This is a genomic window from Escherichia sp. WS547 (assembly GCF_046486065.1).
GTDB lineage: Bacteria > Pseudomonadota > Gammaproteobacteria > Enterobacterales > Enterobacteriaceae > Escherichia > Escherichia coli.
Map to the genome: position 1 here is coordinate 69,774 of NZ_JBJQMA010000014.1, position 14,407 is coordinate 84,180.

Below are 14,407 nucleotides of genomic sequence, written 5' to 3' on the forward strand. Positions count from 1 at the left end.
CTGCCTGACCCGACGCATTTTACCTCTCCCTATATTCATGCGTCCGGGACATAAACATAAATAAGGGCTATGAGATGAATTCGTTACAAATCTTGAGTTTTGTCGGTTTTACGCTGCTGGTGGCGGTGATCACCTGGTGGAAGGTCCGCAAAACAGATACCGGATCGCAACAAGGCTATTTTCTTGCCGGACGTTCACTAAAAGCGCCGGTTATTGCCGCTTCGTTAATGCTAACCAACCTTTCCACGGAACAACTGGTTGGTCTTTCCGGGCAGGCCTACAAAAGCGGCATGTCGGTGATGGGCTGGGAAGTGACTTCAGCGGTGACGCTGATCTTCCTCGCGCTAATCTTTTTACCGCGCTATCTGAAGCGCGGCATTGCCACCATCCCCGATTTTCTGGAGGAACGTTATGATAAAACGACGCGTATTATCATCGACTTCTGCTTCCTCATTGCCACCGGCGTCTGCTTTCTGCCGATTGTTCTCTACTCCGGCGCGTTGGCGCTCAACAGCCTGTTTCACGTCGGGGAATCGCTACAGATTTCTCACGGTGCGGCTATCTGGCTATTGGTAATTTTGCTTGGTCTGGCGGGAATTTTGTATGCGGTGATCGGCGGACTGCGCGCAATGGCAGTGGCGGACTCCATTAACGGTATTGGTCTGGTTATCGGCGGGTTGATGGTGCCGATATTTGGCCTGATCGCGATGGGCAAGGGCAGCTTTATGCAGGGCATTGAGCAACTCACCACCGTTCACGCCGAGAAATTAAACTCAGTCGGCGGCCCGACCGATCCCTTGCCGATTGGCGCGGCATTTACCGGTTTAATTCTGGTGAACACCTTTTACTGGTGTACAAATCAGGGCATCGTGCAACGCACGCTGGCGTCAAAAAGCCTGGCGGAAGGGCAAAAGGGGGCGCTGTTAACGGCGGTGCTGAAAATGCTCGACCCGCTGGTACTGGTGCTGCCAGGGTTGATTGCGTTTCATCTGTATCAGGATCTACCGAAAGCCGACATGGCCTACCCGACGCTGGTCAATAACGTTCTGCCAGTGCCACTGGTGGGTTTCTTCGGCGCGGTGTTATTTGGTGCGGTGATCAGTACCTTCAACGGCTTTCTGAATAGCGCCAGTACGTTATTCAGTATGGGTATTTACCGTCGCATCATTAACCAGAATGCCGAGCCGCAACAGCTGGTCACCGTCGGGCGCAAATTTGGTTTCTTTATCGCTATCGTTTCGGTGCTGGTAGCGCCGTGGATCGCCAACGCGCCGCAGGGGCTGTATAGCTGGATGAAACAGCTCAACGGCATTTACAACGTGCCGCTGGTTACCATCATCATTATGGGCTTTTTCTTCCCGCGCATCCCGGCGCTGGCGGCAAAAGTGGCGATGGGGATTGGCATAATCAGCTACATCACCATCAACTATCTGGTGAAGTTCGACTTCCATTTCCTCTATGTGCTGGCCTGTACGTTCTGCATCAACGTGGTCGTGATGCTGGTGATCGGTTTTCTCAAACCGCGCGCCACGCCGTTCACCTTCAAAGATGCGTTTGCGGTGGACATGAAACCGTGGAAAAACGTCAAGATCGCGTCAATTGGCATCCTGTTCGCGATGATTGGCGTCTATGCCGGGCTGGCTGAATTCGGCGGCTACGGTACGCGTTGGTTAGCGATGATCAGTTATTTCATCGCTGCCGTAGTGATTGTCTACCTGATTTTTGACAGCTGGCGGCATCGTCACGACCCAGCCGTAACCTTTACTCCCGACGCGAAGGATAGCCTATGAAACGCCCCAATTTTCTGTTCATCATGACCGATACCCAGGCCACCAATATGGTCGGTTGCTATAGCGGTAAGCCGCTGAATACGCAAAATATTGATAGTCTGGCGGCGGAAAGTATTCGCTTTAATTCCGCCTACACCTGTTCACCGGTTTGTACACCAGCGCGCGCCGGGCTGTTTACCGGTATCTACGCTAACCAGTCCGGCCCGTGGACCAACAACGTCGCGCCGGGCAAAAACATCTCCACTATGGGACGCTACTTTAAGGATGCCGGCTATCACACCTGTTACATCGGCAAATGGCATCTCGACGGTCATGACTATTTCGGCACTGGCGAGTGTCCGCCGGAGTGGGACGCTGATTACTGGTTCGATGGGGCGAACTACCTTAGCGAACTGACGGAAAAAGAGATCAGCCTGTGGCGCAATGGCCTAAACAGCGTTGAGGATTTACAGGCGAACCATATCGACGAAACCTTCACCTGGGCGCACCGCATCAGCAATCGGGCGGTAGATTTTCTGCAACAGCCCGCGCGCGCCGAGGAACCCTTCCTGATGGTGGTTTCGTATGATGAGCCGCATCACCCGTTCACCTGTCCGGTGGAGTATTTAGAGAAATACGCTGATTTTTACTACGAACTTGGCGAGAAATCACAGGATGACCTGGCGAACAAACCGGAACATCACCGCTTATGGGCGCAGGCGATGCCATCGCCAGTAGGTGATGACGGGCTTTATCACCATCCGCTCTATTTTGCCTGCAATGACTTTGTTGATGACCAAATCGGACGGGTCATCAATGCCTTAACGCCAGAGCAACGTGAAAATACGTGGGTCATTTATACCTCCGATCACGGTGAAATGATGGGTGCACATAAGCTGATCAGTAAAGGAGCGGCGATGTATGACGACATCACCCGTATTCCGCTGATCATCCGTTCGCCGCAAGGGGAGCGGCGACAGGTCGATACGCCAGTCAGTCATATCGATTTACTGCCGACAATGATGGCGCTGGCAGATATTGAAAAACCAGAGATTCTGCTGGGGGAAAATATCCTTGCAGTGAAAGAGCCACGCGGCGTAATGGTGGAATTTAACCGCTACGAGATTGAGCATGACAGCTTTGGCGGTTTTATTCCGGTGCGTTGCTGGGTGACGGATGACTTTAAACTGGTGCTCAACCTCTTCACCAGTGATGAACTTTACGATCGCCGTAATGACCCAAATGAAATGCATAACCTGATCGATGATATCCGTTTTGCAGACGTTCGCAGCAAAATGCATGACGCCTTATTGGATTACATGGACAAAATTCGCGATCCGTTCCGCAGTTATCAATGGAGCCTGCGTCCGTGGCGTAAAGATGCACAGCCGCGCTGGATGGGGGCATTTCGTCCACGCCCACAAGATGGCTATTCGCCAGTAGTACGCGACTATGACACTGGCCTACCGACACAAGGGGTGAAGGTGGAAGAGAAAAAACAGAAGTTCTGATGCATTATTGCTGTTCCTGGCCTACTTTTTCGGCGAGGAACAGTTTACAAGGAGCAACAATGAAAATTTCCCGCCTCGGAGAAGCACCTGATTATCGCTTCTCGCTGGCTAATGAGCGTACTTTTCTGGCGTGGATCCGTACCGCACTAGGCTTTCTGGCGGCGGGGGTTGGGCTTGATCAACTTGCGCCAGATTTCGCCACGCCCGTCATTCGCGAACTGCTGGCGTTGTTGTTGTGTCTGTTTTCCGGCGGGTTAGCGATGTATGGCTACCTGCGCTGGTTACGCAATGAAAAAGCGATGCGTCTGAAAGAGGACCTGCCCTACACCAACAGCTTATTAATCATCAGCTTAATATTGATGGTCGTAGCGGTGATCGTTATGGGGCTGGTGTTGTATGCCGGATAGCCGCAAAGCCAGACGCATTGCCGACCCAGGACTGCAGCCGGAGCGTACATCACTGGCGTGGTTTCGTACCATGCTGGGCTACGGCGCGTTGATGGCGTTGGCTATCAAACACAACTGGCACCAGGCGGGCATGTTATTCTGGATTTCGATTGGCATCCTCGCCATCGTGGCGCTGATCCTCTGGCACTACACCCGTAATCGTAATTTAATGGATGTCACGAATAGCGATTTTTCCCAATTTCACGTAGTCCGTGACAAATTTTTGATCTCCCTCGCGGTGTTATCTCTCGCAATACTGTTTGCTGTAACGCATATACATCAACTTATCGTATTTATTGAGAGAGTCGCATGACAGGAAGTCAGGTCATTGATGCTGAAGAGGACAGGCATAAACTGGTTGTAGAGTACAAGGATGCTCTGCAACCTGCCGATTTTTATCACAATTTCAAACAACGGGGTATCCGCTCCGTACAGCTCATTCCCCATCTTGAATTTGATGACCGGGGCGATCTGACGGCCGCTTCGGTGACAGCAGAGCTGTGGGGGAAATTTTTAATTGCCCTGTTTGAGTGTTGGGTGCGGGCAGATATCAGTCGTATCTCGATTGAGCTTTTTGACGCCACCTTACAAAAATGGTGTGGCAGCGAAAACCCGCAACCGCGCCGTGGCTGCCAGGCGTGCGACTGGCATCTGCTGTGTCCGCACGCTCGGGAGGAGATGCCAGACAGCGTGCTTTGTGCGGGCTATCAGGCGTTTTATTCTTACTCTGCGCCGCATATGCGGGTGATGCGTGATCTGATAAAGCAGCATCGTTCTCCCATGGAGCTGATGACGATGCTGCGGTGACGTGAGCTTAAACGGGCTGCCCCTGATGCGACATCCGCGTCGCCAGCGGTAGCCAGCACAGCACGATCAACAATCCCATTAAGGTCATCAACAACCCCAGGCTGCCCTGACCGGTTTGCGGCAACATCGCAGAGAGCGACGCCAGCACGCCGGAACCAATGTTTTGCAGACCGCCGACCAGCGCGCCCGCGGTGCCAGCCAGGAAGGGGAACGGCTCCATCGCGCCGCTGGTCGCCAGCGGAAACAGCATCCCGGCACCGAAAAAGAACAGCGCGGCGGGAACGAGCAGCGTCCAGACATTCATCACGCCAAACCAGTCGGGGATCCACATCAGTAAGCCAGCCAGCAGGCAGCAGATAACCGACTGCCACATCAACGTTGAGAAGCGTTTATTAGGACGTCCGGCAAACCATGCCCCAAAAAATGCCGCCGGAATCGGCAGAATAAACAAAATACTGACCGTCATACTGCTCAGCCCTAACACCGCGCCCATCAGCACGCCGGAGCAGGCTTCAAAGGCGGCAATCCCGGCCAGACCGCCAATCAGCATCAGCAAATAACAGTTAAAACCGCTGTTACCGAAAAGCGTTTTATAACTGGTAAGCAGGCGTGTGCGCGGTGCGTCGACCGGACGCGTTTCCGGCATCCAGCGGGCCATACTGAAGGTCACACCGGCACAAAGTACCAACAAAAAGAGATAACAGGCGCGCCAGTTCCACATCGTATCCAGCAGACCGCCGATTAGCGGCGCGAGCAACGGACTGACAAGAATCCCCATATTTAACAAGCTGTTAGCGTGGCGCAACTGTGTCCGTTCATATAAATCACGCGGCAAAGTACGCGCCATTACGCCGCCAACGCCGGTGCCCATCCCCTGCATCGCGCTGGCAGCAATCAATACTGTCAAACTGGAGGTCGTGACCGCGACCAGCGTTGCCAGCATAAAAATGGACATTCCGACGAGGATCACCGGTCGGCGACCCACACGGTCGGAAATTGGGCCATAAAACAGCTGTGAGACACCGTAAGTCAGCAGATAAGCGCCCATTACGCTCTGCACCGCCCCTTCACGGACGTTGAGATCGCGCGCCATATCGGCAATAGCTGGAATATAAATGGTTTGCGCCATCTGACCGACGGCCACGAGTAATACCAACATCAATAACAAATTGACGTTTCTATGCCTTTTCATTATCACGGATGCTTTTATAAAAATAATTAGAATAAGTCACTACGCATTCCCATAAATGCGGGAGAGGAATCTATCACATTGATAAATGTTAGCCAGATATACGCCAGGAATGGGGAATTGTTTAGCGGCAGAATATGTAAACAAAAGCGGCAATAAATGTTGCCGGGAGGGATGGTAGGGCGGATAAGATGCATCAGCATCGCATCCGACACCAACCCGCACGCTAAATATGAAAGGGGAGCGGTTACCCGCCCCCCTTTGGTGCGACTTGAATCTGAATTACTTCAGGTATTTCAGAACAGCATCAAGCAGTTGCAGTGCTGCAACAATGAGTTTGAGGATAAGAATGGCGATATCCACCAGGCTCATACGCGTCTCCTGTGGTTCAGGAGCACTGCCAGCTGACGTACCTTTCCGCTGCCTGTTGCCAGCTGTTGTGCACGCGGTATCTCAAGGAGAAACGTTGTGCTCGTTGACATAACACAGTGTGCTCACGCGGGGTTAAGGCGCTGACGGCACCACCCGTTTCAGCCAGGACTTAGTGCGCCGGGTAACGATGCGGCCCCCGCATAACACATTGCGTACAGTGATATTATAGAAGTTTGCTGTATAAATAAACAGTAATATTTGGACAAAACGCAAACTGTGATCGATACTCAACTATGCACTAAATACGTCAAAATTCGTGCCGAAATTGCGCGTTTTGCGCGGAACACGTATACTTTCTGTGTTGACATAATACAGTGTGCTTTGCGGTTACCAGCCGCGGGCGGCTGACGAAACCTCGCTCCGGCGGGGTTTTTTGTTACCTGCAGTACAGTACAAAACGTGATCAACCCCTCAATTTTCCCTTGCTGAAAAATTTTCCATTGTCTCCCCTGTAAAGCTGTGCTTGTATAAATATTGTTAAACACAAAACCAACAAGGTCCCCAATGACTACTTCCATGCTCAACGCAAAACTACTACCAACTGCGCCATCCGCCGCAGTGGTCGTCGTGCGTGTGGTGGTGGTCGTCGGCAATGCGCCGTAGGGACTGGAACAACACACGATTCCAAAACCCCGCCGGCGCAAACCGGGCGGGGTTTTTCGTTTAAGCACCTCCCGGAAAGTCGGCCCAGAAGAAAAGGACTGGAGCATGGCAAGTTCGGGCACAACATCAACGCGTAAGCGCTTTACCGGCGCAGAATTTATCGTTCATTTCCTGGAACAGCAGGGCATTAAGATTGTGACGGGCATTCCGGGCGGTTCTATCCTGCCTGTTTACGATGCCTTAAGCCAAAGCACGCAAATCCGTCATATTCTGGCTCGCCATGAACAGGGCGCGGGGTTTATCGCTCAGGGAATGGCGCGCACCGACGGTAAACCGGCGGTCTGTATGGCCTGTAGCGGACCGGGTGCGACTAATCTGGTGACCGCCATTGCCGATGCGCGGCTGGACTCCATCCCGTTGATTTGCATCACCGGTCAGGTTCCTGCCTCGATGATTGGCTCCGACGCCTTCCAGGAAGTCGACACCTACGGCATCTCTATCCCCATCACCAAACACAACTATCTGGTCAGACATATCGAAGAACTCCCGCAGGTCATGAGCGATGCCTTCCGTATTGCGCAATCAGGCCGCCCTGGCCCGGTGTGGATAGACATTCCTAAGGATGTGCAAACGGCAGTTTTTGAGATTGAAGCACAGCCCGCGGTGGCAGAAAAAGCCGTCGCGCCCGCCTTTAGCGAAGAAAGCATTCGTGACGCAGCGGCAATGATTAATGCTGCCAAACGCCCGGTGCTTTATCTGGGCGGTGGTGTGATCAATGCGCCTGCGCGAGTGCGTGAACTGGCGGAGAAAGCGCAGCTGCCTACCACCATGACTTTAATGGCGCTGGGCATGTTGCCAAAAGCGCATCCGTTGTCGCTGGGTATGCTGGGAATGCACGGCGTGCGCAGCACCAACTATATCTTGCAGGAGGCGGATCTGCTGATTGTTCTCGGCGCGCGTTTTGATGACCGGGCGATTGGCAAAACCGAGCAGTTCTGCCCGAATGCCAAAATTATTCATGTCGATATCGACCGCGCAGAGCTGGGTAAAATCAAGCAGCCGCACGTAGCGATTCAGGCGGATGTTGATGACGTGCTGGCGCAGCTGATCCCGCAGGTGGAAGCGCAACCGCGTGCAGAGTGGCACCAGTTGGTAGCGGATTTGCAGCGCGAATTCCCGTGTCCAATCCCGAAAGCGTGCGATCCATTAAGCCATTACGGCCTGATCAACGCCGTTGCCGCCTGTGTCGATGACAATGCGATTATCACCACCGATGTGGGTCAGCATCAGATGTGGACCGCGCAAGCTTATCCGCTCAATCGCCCACGCCAGTGGCTGACCTCCGGTGGGCTGGGCACGATGGGCTTTGGTCTGCCTGCGGCGATTGGCGCGGCGCTGGCGAACCCGGATCGCAAAGTGTTGTGCTTCTCCGGCGACGGCAGCCTGATGATGAATATTCAGGAGATGGCGACCGCCAGTGAAAATCAGCTGGATGTCAAAATCATTCTGATGAACAACGAAGCGCTGGGGCTGGTACATCAGCAACAGAGTCTGTTCTACAAGCAGGGCGTTTTTGCCGCTACCTATCCGGGAAAAATCAACTTTATGCAGATTGCCGCCGGATTCGGCCTCGAAACCTGTGATTTGAATAACGAAGCCGATCCGCAGGCTGCATTGCAGGAAATCATCAATCGCCCTGGTCCGGCGCTGATCCATGTGCGCATTGATGCCGAAGAAAAAGTGTACCCGATGGTGCCGCCAGGTGCGGCGAATACTGAAATGGTGGGGGAATAAGCCATGCAAAACACAACTCATGACAACGTAATTCTGGAGCTCACCGTTCGCAACCATCCGGGCGTAATGACCCACGTTTGTGGCCTTTTTGCCCGTCGCGCTTTTAACGTCGAAGGCATTCTCTGCCTGCCGATTCAGGACAGCGACAAAAGCCATATCTGGCTACTGGTCAATGACGACCAGCGTCTGGAGCAGATGATAAGCCAAATCGATAAGCTGGAAGATGTGGTGAAAGTGCAGCGTAATCAGTCCGATCCGACAATGTTTAACAAGATTGCGGTGTTTTTTCAGTAAGGAGCAATATTAAACCGCTCGGGGGGGTTACTGATGAGCGATTTTTGATAGATCCGTTCAGATATATAGGGTGAAATTGTGCCAGAGACCATCTCAGGCACAATTTATTAGCCCAGGACGTTAATTTAAGTCGCTGCACCGATAACCAGGGGGTTGACAGTTAGGGCTAAAAATTTCCAGCGATGGTGTTAAATTCTGATTGCTGTCTATACCAGTGGTCATGACCAGCATTCTATTAATTAATGGTTCATCGTGAGGTATATTATGGCAAGCCCTATAAACAGCGGAACAATGATGTCAAATCCCTGCCCCTCCACCTTTTTGGATAAAAATAGAATTATTGCTGCTGAGCTTAATATCACAAATAACGAGAAAAAATATTCACCTGGCAGTAATTTCGCAAAATGGATGTTACAGGAAATAAAACGCTTAATAGCAAATATTATGTCCGGTTCTCGCAGTGTTAATACCGAAATCCTTAACTATTTTCACCCTATGCCAGGCACTGAAAATAATGGTAATCGTACCTGGATGGCGGCAACTGGAGAGAACGAATATACCGTAATCGAACAAACAGGTGGCAAATCCTTTAAAGTTATACAGTTTGATGCAGGTGAAAAAAATACAAAAAAAATAGTAAAAGAAACATCATATTCTGGAGTGGCTGTGGCGACTATTATCAAATCGCTGTCTGAAAAAACTGCTGCGTTAGAAACACATTCTGCTGACACGGTTTTGAGGAAAAAATTAGTTAATAGTATTGTTATGATGAATACGGATTGTAGTTACGAAATGCCTGCAGACATTGTGAGTAATACATATGATTTATTAAACCTGCGAATTCAAAAAGATGAGGGCCATTTACCTGTTCAGGAAAAAATTGATATTACTGAGGATTATTTACACTCTATGACTATGGATGCTCATAGATGTATAAAAGAACAAACTAAACCAAGTGGTGCTGCAAAAATAACTTGCTGTGGTGTTGAGTTAAGTAAAGATATTCTTAAAAAGTTTGCAAACAAAATTGAAAAAATTGAACAAGATCCAAAATATATTCAAAACACACTTGAAGAAATGGTTAAACAGCTTTGCTTTGATGTTAATGATTGTGCTGAGGTAAGAGAATTATTAAAACAATCAAACGGTAATATTACGGATGATAAGATTGATGAAATAATCGCTTGCTTAGCCAGTCCTCAGGGGATTACATGTTTTTATTATTCTTCCGCACAAGGCTATCAGACTCGCTTACAACATACATCTCAAGATGTTCGCGAGTTACTCTCAAAGAGTTTGGATGGTGCCACTTCATTAACATTGCATTTAAAAAAATCAGGAAATGCTTTTTTTGGGTCTGGAAAGTATCTTAATGAAATGGATTTTACTATAAATGGGTTTAGTCAGAAGATGTATTCGATGGCGGTTAATAATGTTGGAAATGAAGTTAAGCTTCAGTGTTCTCGTTATTTTACTACCGGTAGGGTCGACGAACAAAACTCCAAAATCGATAAAGTCACTTTTACATTTTTCGGTGCCGCAACAACTGCTGATTTATGATTTTTGCCTGATAAATCGCGTTTATCATTAAGGTGAACGCGTATTGTTAACCGTCTGTGTGTAAACAGTCTTTTTGAAAAAAAATGAGCGATTTTTGATAGTGAATAAGTGGTGTTAGTGATGCAATTGCATTGGGGAAATCGATAAAAATTAACGGCACTATAGTCTTATTATTGAAATAAATGAAATATAGCGGTTAGCATTGAGATATTTATCATGCTAGCCATTGATACTTCTAACAATGTCAAAATATGCAAAGTGTCATATTGCGAGGTTACTATGGTTAGTGTGACGAGTTATTCATATCCAACGGAAACAGAGAATGATAATAGCCAGTTTCAGAGTCAGAGTCAGGGTCTTAGCCAGAGTCTAAGAGATAGTATCGAGGGTAATATTGCTGCATTTGATGCGATGGAGCAAAGCGGCCTGCTCGATAATTGTAGAACATTATCTAAAGATGCCACTTTTCGTGAAGTTTTCCGAAATATATTATTATACATTTTAGATTCTTTTCATATCTATCGGCATGATATCAGTGGTAAATTGGTTTCTTATTTTCATGTTACGCCTGAATCAGCGAATGCGAATTATAAAACATGGATCGCTACCACAGGCATGGATAGCTATATAAAAATTGAGCAGACCGGCAGTGATAAATTTAAAGTCACTGATGTGTATCGTGAGTTAAATGGCAAGAGTTTGGAAAAAAAGAGTAGGGATAGGGATTTTAGTGGTCGAAATGTGAAAGAGTTTATAGGGTTATTATCAGAGCACGATGTATTGGAAAAGTATCAACTCTCAAAAGTAACAGTTGCTGCAAATGCTCTTAAGTTAGAAGTTGTTAATAATAATTTTAAAAATGAACTCAGCAGTGGAGTTACTGATGCTGAGCACCAATTAAAAAAAGCGTTATATGAACAAACTCAATCAACTCCAGATAAATCAATCCAATATGAATTGATTCCAGATAAATTAATTCCAGATGATTGTAGTTATAAATCAGACATAAAAAAACTAGATGTTCGGGAGGGAGAGTTTAGTGCACTTCTTGCTGATGCATCAAGACATGTTGGAGAGGCTAGCTCATTTATTGCATGTTGTGGAGTTAAAATAAATAGCACTATCCATGAATTACTGAGGAGTAAAACCATGGCTTTGTCTGGTCATGGAGGTGTTAGAAAATATAAAGATTTCGAAAAACTTTTTAGTGAAATTGTATTTACGCCAGATGAATGTAATATTGTGAGAAACTCTCTACAGAAAGATGGTGTTGAGAAAAAAACCAGAGAAAATATTATTTCTTGCCTCTCCAGTATTTCAGGAATAGGTAACCTGTATTATGCTTGTTCACAGGCATTTCCTGTCGCGCTTGATAGGGGGGATATTAATGCAATACAGGCAAGCAATTCTATTTCTGCCGGGTTTAATAGTAACCCAGGGTTTTGTGCTTTGATGGGAAAAACACATTTTCTTTTTGCTGACTTTTCACTGCATACATTTACACAAACTCATTATATTGTAAAAGCCGAAATAAATGAAGCTGGTAACGATTTTAATATTGCTAATTTCATTTATCGAACATACGGTGAGGATTATATTCATAACGACTCAGTGGATGACTCTCTTAATGAGCGTTCCGCTGAAGATTATAGGTTTCTGGATGACTCTTTGTTACCTGAAAACGATTTCCGCAACAGGAGGAGAAATTTTTCAGGCAATATTGCAATCGCAACCTACAAATAATTCGCTTTTTCTCAATAATACGTACCAAACGCTTACCTTTCAGGTAAGCGTTTTGACGATAAGCCCAACATCATTAAGCCAATACATACCCCATATCCAACTTGAACAACATCGCGCTTATCGTTAAGGTATGCGCGTTTTTTATCCGCCAGGACCCAATTATGATCACCGTTGCCCTTATAGACGATCACCTCATCGTCCGCTCCGGCTTTGCGCAGTTGCTGGGGCTGGAACCTGATTTGCAAGTAGTTGCCGAGTTTGGTTCGGGGCGCGAGGCGCTGGCGGGGTTGCCGGGGCGCGGTGTGCAGGTGTGTATTTGCGATATCTCCATGCCTGATATCTCCGGTCTGGAGCTGCTAAGCCAGCTGCCGAAAGGTATGGCGACGATTATGCTCTCTGTTCATGACAGTCCGGCGCTGGTTGAGCAGGCGCTTAACGCGGGGGCGCGCGGCTTTCTCTCCAAACGCTGTAGCCCGGATGAACTGATTGCTGCGGTGCATACGGTTGCCACGGGCGGCTGTTATCTGACGCCGGATATTGCCATTAAACTGGCATCCGGTCGCCAGGACCCGCTAACCAAACGTGAACGCCAGGTGGCGGAAAAACTGGCGCAAGGAATGGCGGTGAAAGAGATTGCCGCCGAACTGGGCTTGTCACCGAAAACGGTACACGTCCATCGCGCCAATCTGATGGAAAAACTGGGCGTCAGTAACGACGTTGAACTGGCGCGCCGCATGTTTGATGGCTGGTGATGAAGACGTTGTTCTCCCGCTTAATTACCGTTATTGCCTGCTTTTTTATCTTCTCTGCCGCATGGTTTTGCCTGTGGAGTATCAGCCTGCACCTGGTTGAGCGCCCTGATATGGCGGTGCTGTTATTTCCGTTTGGTCTGCGTCTGGGGCTAATGCTGCAATGCCCGCGCGGATACTGGCCCGTATTGCTGGGCGCGGAATGGCTGCTGATTTACTGGCTAACGCAGGCGGTCGGTTTAACCCATTTCTCCTTATTGATGATCGGTAGTTTACTGACGTTATTGCCCGTGGCGCTGATCTCGCGCTATCGCCATCAACGTGACTGGCGCACCTTGCTGTTACAGGGTGCGGCGCTGACGGCGGCGGCGTTGTTGCAGTCGCTGCCCTGGCTTTGGCACGGCAAAGAGTCGTGGAATGCGCTGTTGCTGACTTTAACTGGCGGCTTGACGCTGGCCCCGATATGTCTGGTGTTCTGGCACTATCTCGCCAATAACATCTGGCTGCCGCTCGGGCCGTCGTTAGTTTCTCAACCGATCAACTGGCGCGGGCGGCATCTGGTCTGGTACTTGCTGCTGTTTGTTATCAGTCTCTGGCTCCAGTTGGGATTGCCGGACGAACTGTCGCGCTTTACGCCATTCTGTCTGGCGCTGCCGATTATCGCGCTGGCCTGGCACTACGGCTGGCAAGGGGCGCTGATTGCGACGTTGATGAACGCCATCGCGCTGATCGCCAGTCAAACCTGGCGCGATCATCCGGTGGATTTATTGCTCTCACTGCTGGTGCAAAGTCTGACAGGGTTGTTACTGGGCGCAGGTATCCAGCGGTTGCGTGAACTTAACCAGTCGCTGCAAAAAGAACTGGCGCGCAATCAGCATCTCGCTGAACGTTTGTTAGAAACTGAAGAGAGCGTGCGCCGCGACGTGGCGCGTGAGCTGCACGATGATATCGGTCAGACCATCACTGCTATTCGTACTCAAGCGGGCATTGTCCAGCGACTTGCGGCAGATAACGCCAGTGTGAAGCAGAGCGGGCAGCTCATCGAACAACTGTCGCTGGGCGTTTACGATGCGGTGCGCCGTTTGTTAGGTCGGTTACGTCCGCGCCAGTTGGATGATCTCACCCTGGAGCAGGCCATCCGCTCACTGATGCGGGAAATGGAGCTGGAAGGGCGCGGCATTGTCAGCCATCTCGAATGGCGAATCGATGAATCAGCGTTAAGTGAAAACCAGCGAGTGACGTTGTTTCGCGTCTGCCAGGAAGGGCTGAACAACATTGTGAAACATGCCGATGCCAGCGCGGTCACCCTGCAAGGCTGGCAGCAGGATGAACGGTTGATGCTGGTGATTGAAGACGATGGCAGCGGTTTACCGCCGGGTTGCGGGCAACAAGGTTTTGGCCTCACCGGAATGCGCGAGCGCGTAACGGCGCTGGGCGGCACCTTGACCATTTCCTGTCTGCACGGCACGCGTGTCAGCGTTTCTCTACCTCAACGCTATGTCTAAGGTTT

The 14,407-nt window shown here is 49.6% G+C and carries 15 protein-coding genes; 13 read left to right on the forward strand and 2 right to left on the reverse strand.

Annotated features, from left to right (window positions below):
• Positions 1-74: 74 nt before the first annotated feature.
• The 5 genes from ACJHWK_RS13995 to ACJHWK_RS14015 are packed head-to-tail and all read left to right on the forward strand — an operon-like array spanning position 75 to position 4,533.
• A complete protein-coding gene (locus tag ACJHWK_RS13995) occupies positions 75-1,790 on the forward strand; it encodes a solute:sodium symporter family transporter (protein ID WP_001521693.1) in 1,716 nt (571 codons plus the stop codon).
• Positions 1,787-3,280, forward strand: coding sequence for a sulfatase-like hydrolase/transferase (locus ACJHWK_RS14000; RefSeq protein WP_001521692.1), 1,494 nt, complete (start codon positions 1,787-1,789; stop codon positions 3,278-3,280). Before ACJHWK_RS13995 ends, ACJHWK_RS14000 begins: the two co-directional genes overlap by 4 nt.
• A gap of 59 nt (positions 3,281-3,339) precedes the next feature.
• Complete coding sequence (locus tag ACJHWK_RS14005; RefSeq protein ID WP_000703959.1) at positions 3,340-3,687, forward strand: YidH family protein; 348 nt, start codon at positions 3,340-3,342, stop codon at positions 3,685-3,687.
• Entirely contained in the window at positions 3,677-4,039 is a 363-nt protein-coding gene (locus ACJHWK_RS14010) for a DUF202 domain-containing protein (protein WP_001113432.1), read from the forward strand. The genes ACJHWK_RS14005 and ACJHWK_RS14010 overlap by 11 nt, the downstream gene beginning before the upstream one ends.
• A complete protein-coding gene (locus ACJHWK_RS14015) occupies positions 4,036-4,533 on the forward strand; it encodes a radical SAM protein (protein WP_000148043.1) in 498 nt (165 codons plus the stop codon). Before ACJHWK_RS14010 ends, ACJHWK_RS14015 begins: the two co-directional genes overlap by 4 nt.
• Before the next feature lie 7 nt (positions 4,534-4,540).
• Here ACJHWK_RS14015 and emrD read toward each other — a convergent pair whose 3' ends face one another.
• Complete coding sequence (gene emrD, locus ACJHWK_RS14020) at positions 4,541-5,725, reverse strand: multidrug efflux MFS transporter EmrD (RefSeq protein ID WP_001306726.1); 1,185 nt, start codon at positions 5,723-5,725, stop codon at positions 4,541-4,543.
• 81 nt (positions 5,726-5,806) lie between these two features.
• Here emrD and ysdE point away from each other — a divergent pair, with 81 nt between their 5' ends.
• The gene (gene ysdE / locus ACJHWK_RS14025) at positions 5,807-5,881 is read left to right on the forward strand and encodes a protein YsdE (RefSeq protein WP_211180519.1); all 75 of its coding nucleotides are present in this window, start codon (positions 5,807-5,809) and stop codon (positions 5,879-5,881) included.
• 123 nt (positions 5,882-6,004) lie between these two features.
• Here the strand turns inward: ysdE and tisB are convergent, their stop codons facing one another.
• Positions 6,005-6,094, reverse strand: a complete 90-nt coding sequence (gene tisB / locus ACJHWK_RS14030; protein WP_000060506.1) for a type I toxin-antitoxin system toxin TisB — start codon at positions 6,092-6,094, stop codon at positions 6,005-6,007.
• 564 nt (positions 6,095-6,658) lie between these two features.
• On the opposite strand from tisB, the gene ivbL reads away from it, so the two are divergent.
• The 7 genes from ivbL (at position 6,659) to uhpB (ending at position 14,402) form a co-directional block, all read left to right on the forward strand.
• Positions 6,659-6,757: an ilvB operon leader peptide IvbL gene (gene ivbL, locus ACJHWK_RS14035; protein WP_001300753.1), complete on the forward strand. Its 99-nt coding sequence runs from the start codon at positions 6,659-6,661 to the stop codon at positions 6,755-6,757.
• Positions 6,758-6,862: 105 nt separating this feature from the next.
• Positions 6,863-8,551, forward strand: a complete 1,689-nt coding sequence (gene ilvB / locus ACJHWK_RS14040) for an acetolactate synthase large subunit (RefSeq protein ID WP_001521691.1) — start codon at positions 6,863-6,865, stop codon at positions 8,549-8,551.
• 3 nt (positions 8,552-8,554) lie between these two features.
• A complete protein-coding gene (gene ilvN / locus ACJHWK_RS14045; protein ID WP_001181706.1) occupies positions 8,555-8,845 on the forward strand; it encodes an acetolactate synthase small subunit in 291 nt (96 codons plus the stop codon).
• Between the two features lie 1,077 nt (positions 8,846-9,922).
• The gene (locus tag ACJHWK_RS14050; protein WP_038428612.1) at positions 9,923-10,405 is read left to right on the forward strand and encodes a hypothetical protein; all 483 of its coding nucleotides are present in this window, start codon (positions 9,923-9,925) and stop codon (positions 10,403-10,405) included.
• Positions 10,406-10,684: 279 nt separating this feature from the next.
• Complete coding sequence (locus ACJHWK_RS14055; RefSeq protein WP_410234860.1) at positions 10,685-12,148, forward strand: hypothetical protein; 1,464 nt, start codon at positions 10,685-10,687, stop codon at positions 12,146-12,148.
• Positions 12,149-12,309: 161 nt separating this feature from the next.
• Positions 12,310-12,900, forward strand: coding sequence for a transcriptional regulator UhpA (uhpA, locus tag ACJHWK_RS14060; RefSeq protein ID WP_000633668.1), 591 nt, complete (start codon positions 12,310-12,312; stop codon positions 12,898-12,900).
• Complete coding sequence (uhpB, locus tag ACJHWK_RS14065) at positions 12,900-14,402, forward strand: signal transduction histidine-protein kinase/phosphatase UhpB (RefSeq protein WP_001521689.1); 1,503 nt, start codon at positions 12,900-12,902, stop codon at positions 14,400-14,402. Before uhpA ends, uhpB begins: the two co-directional genes overlap by 1 nt.
• Positions 14,403-14,407 lie beyond the last annotated feature (5 nt).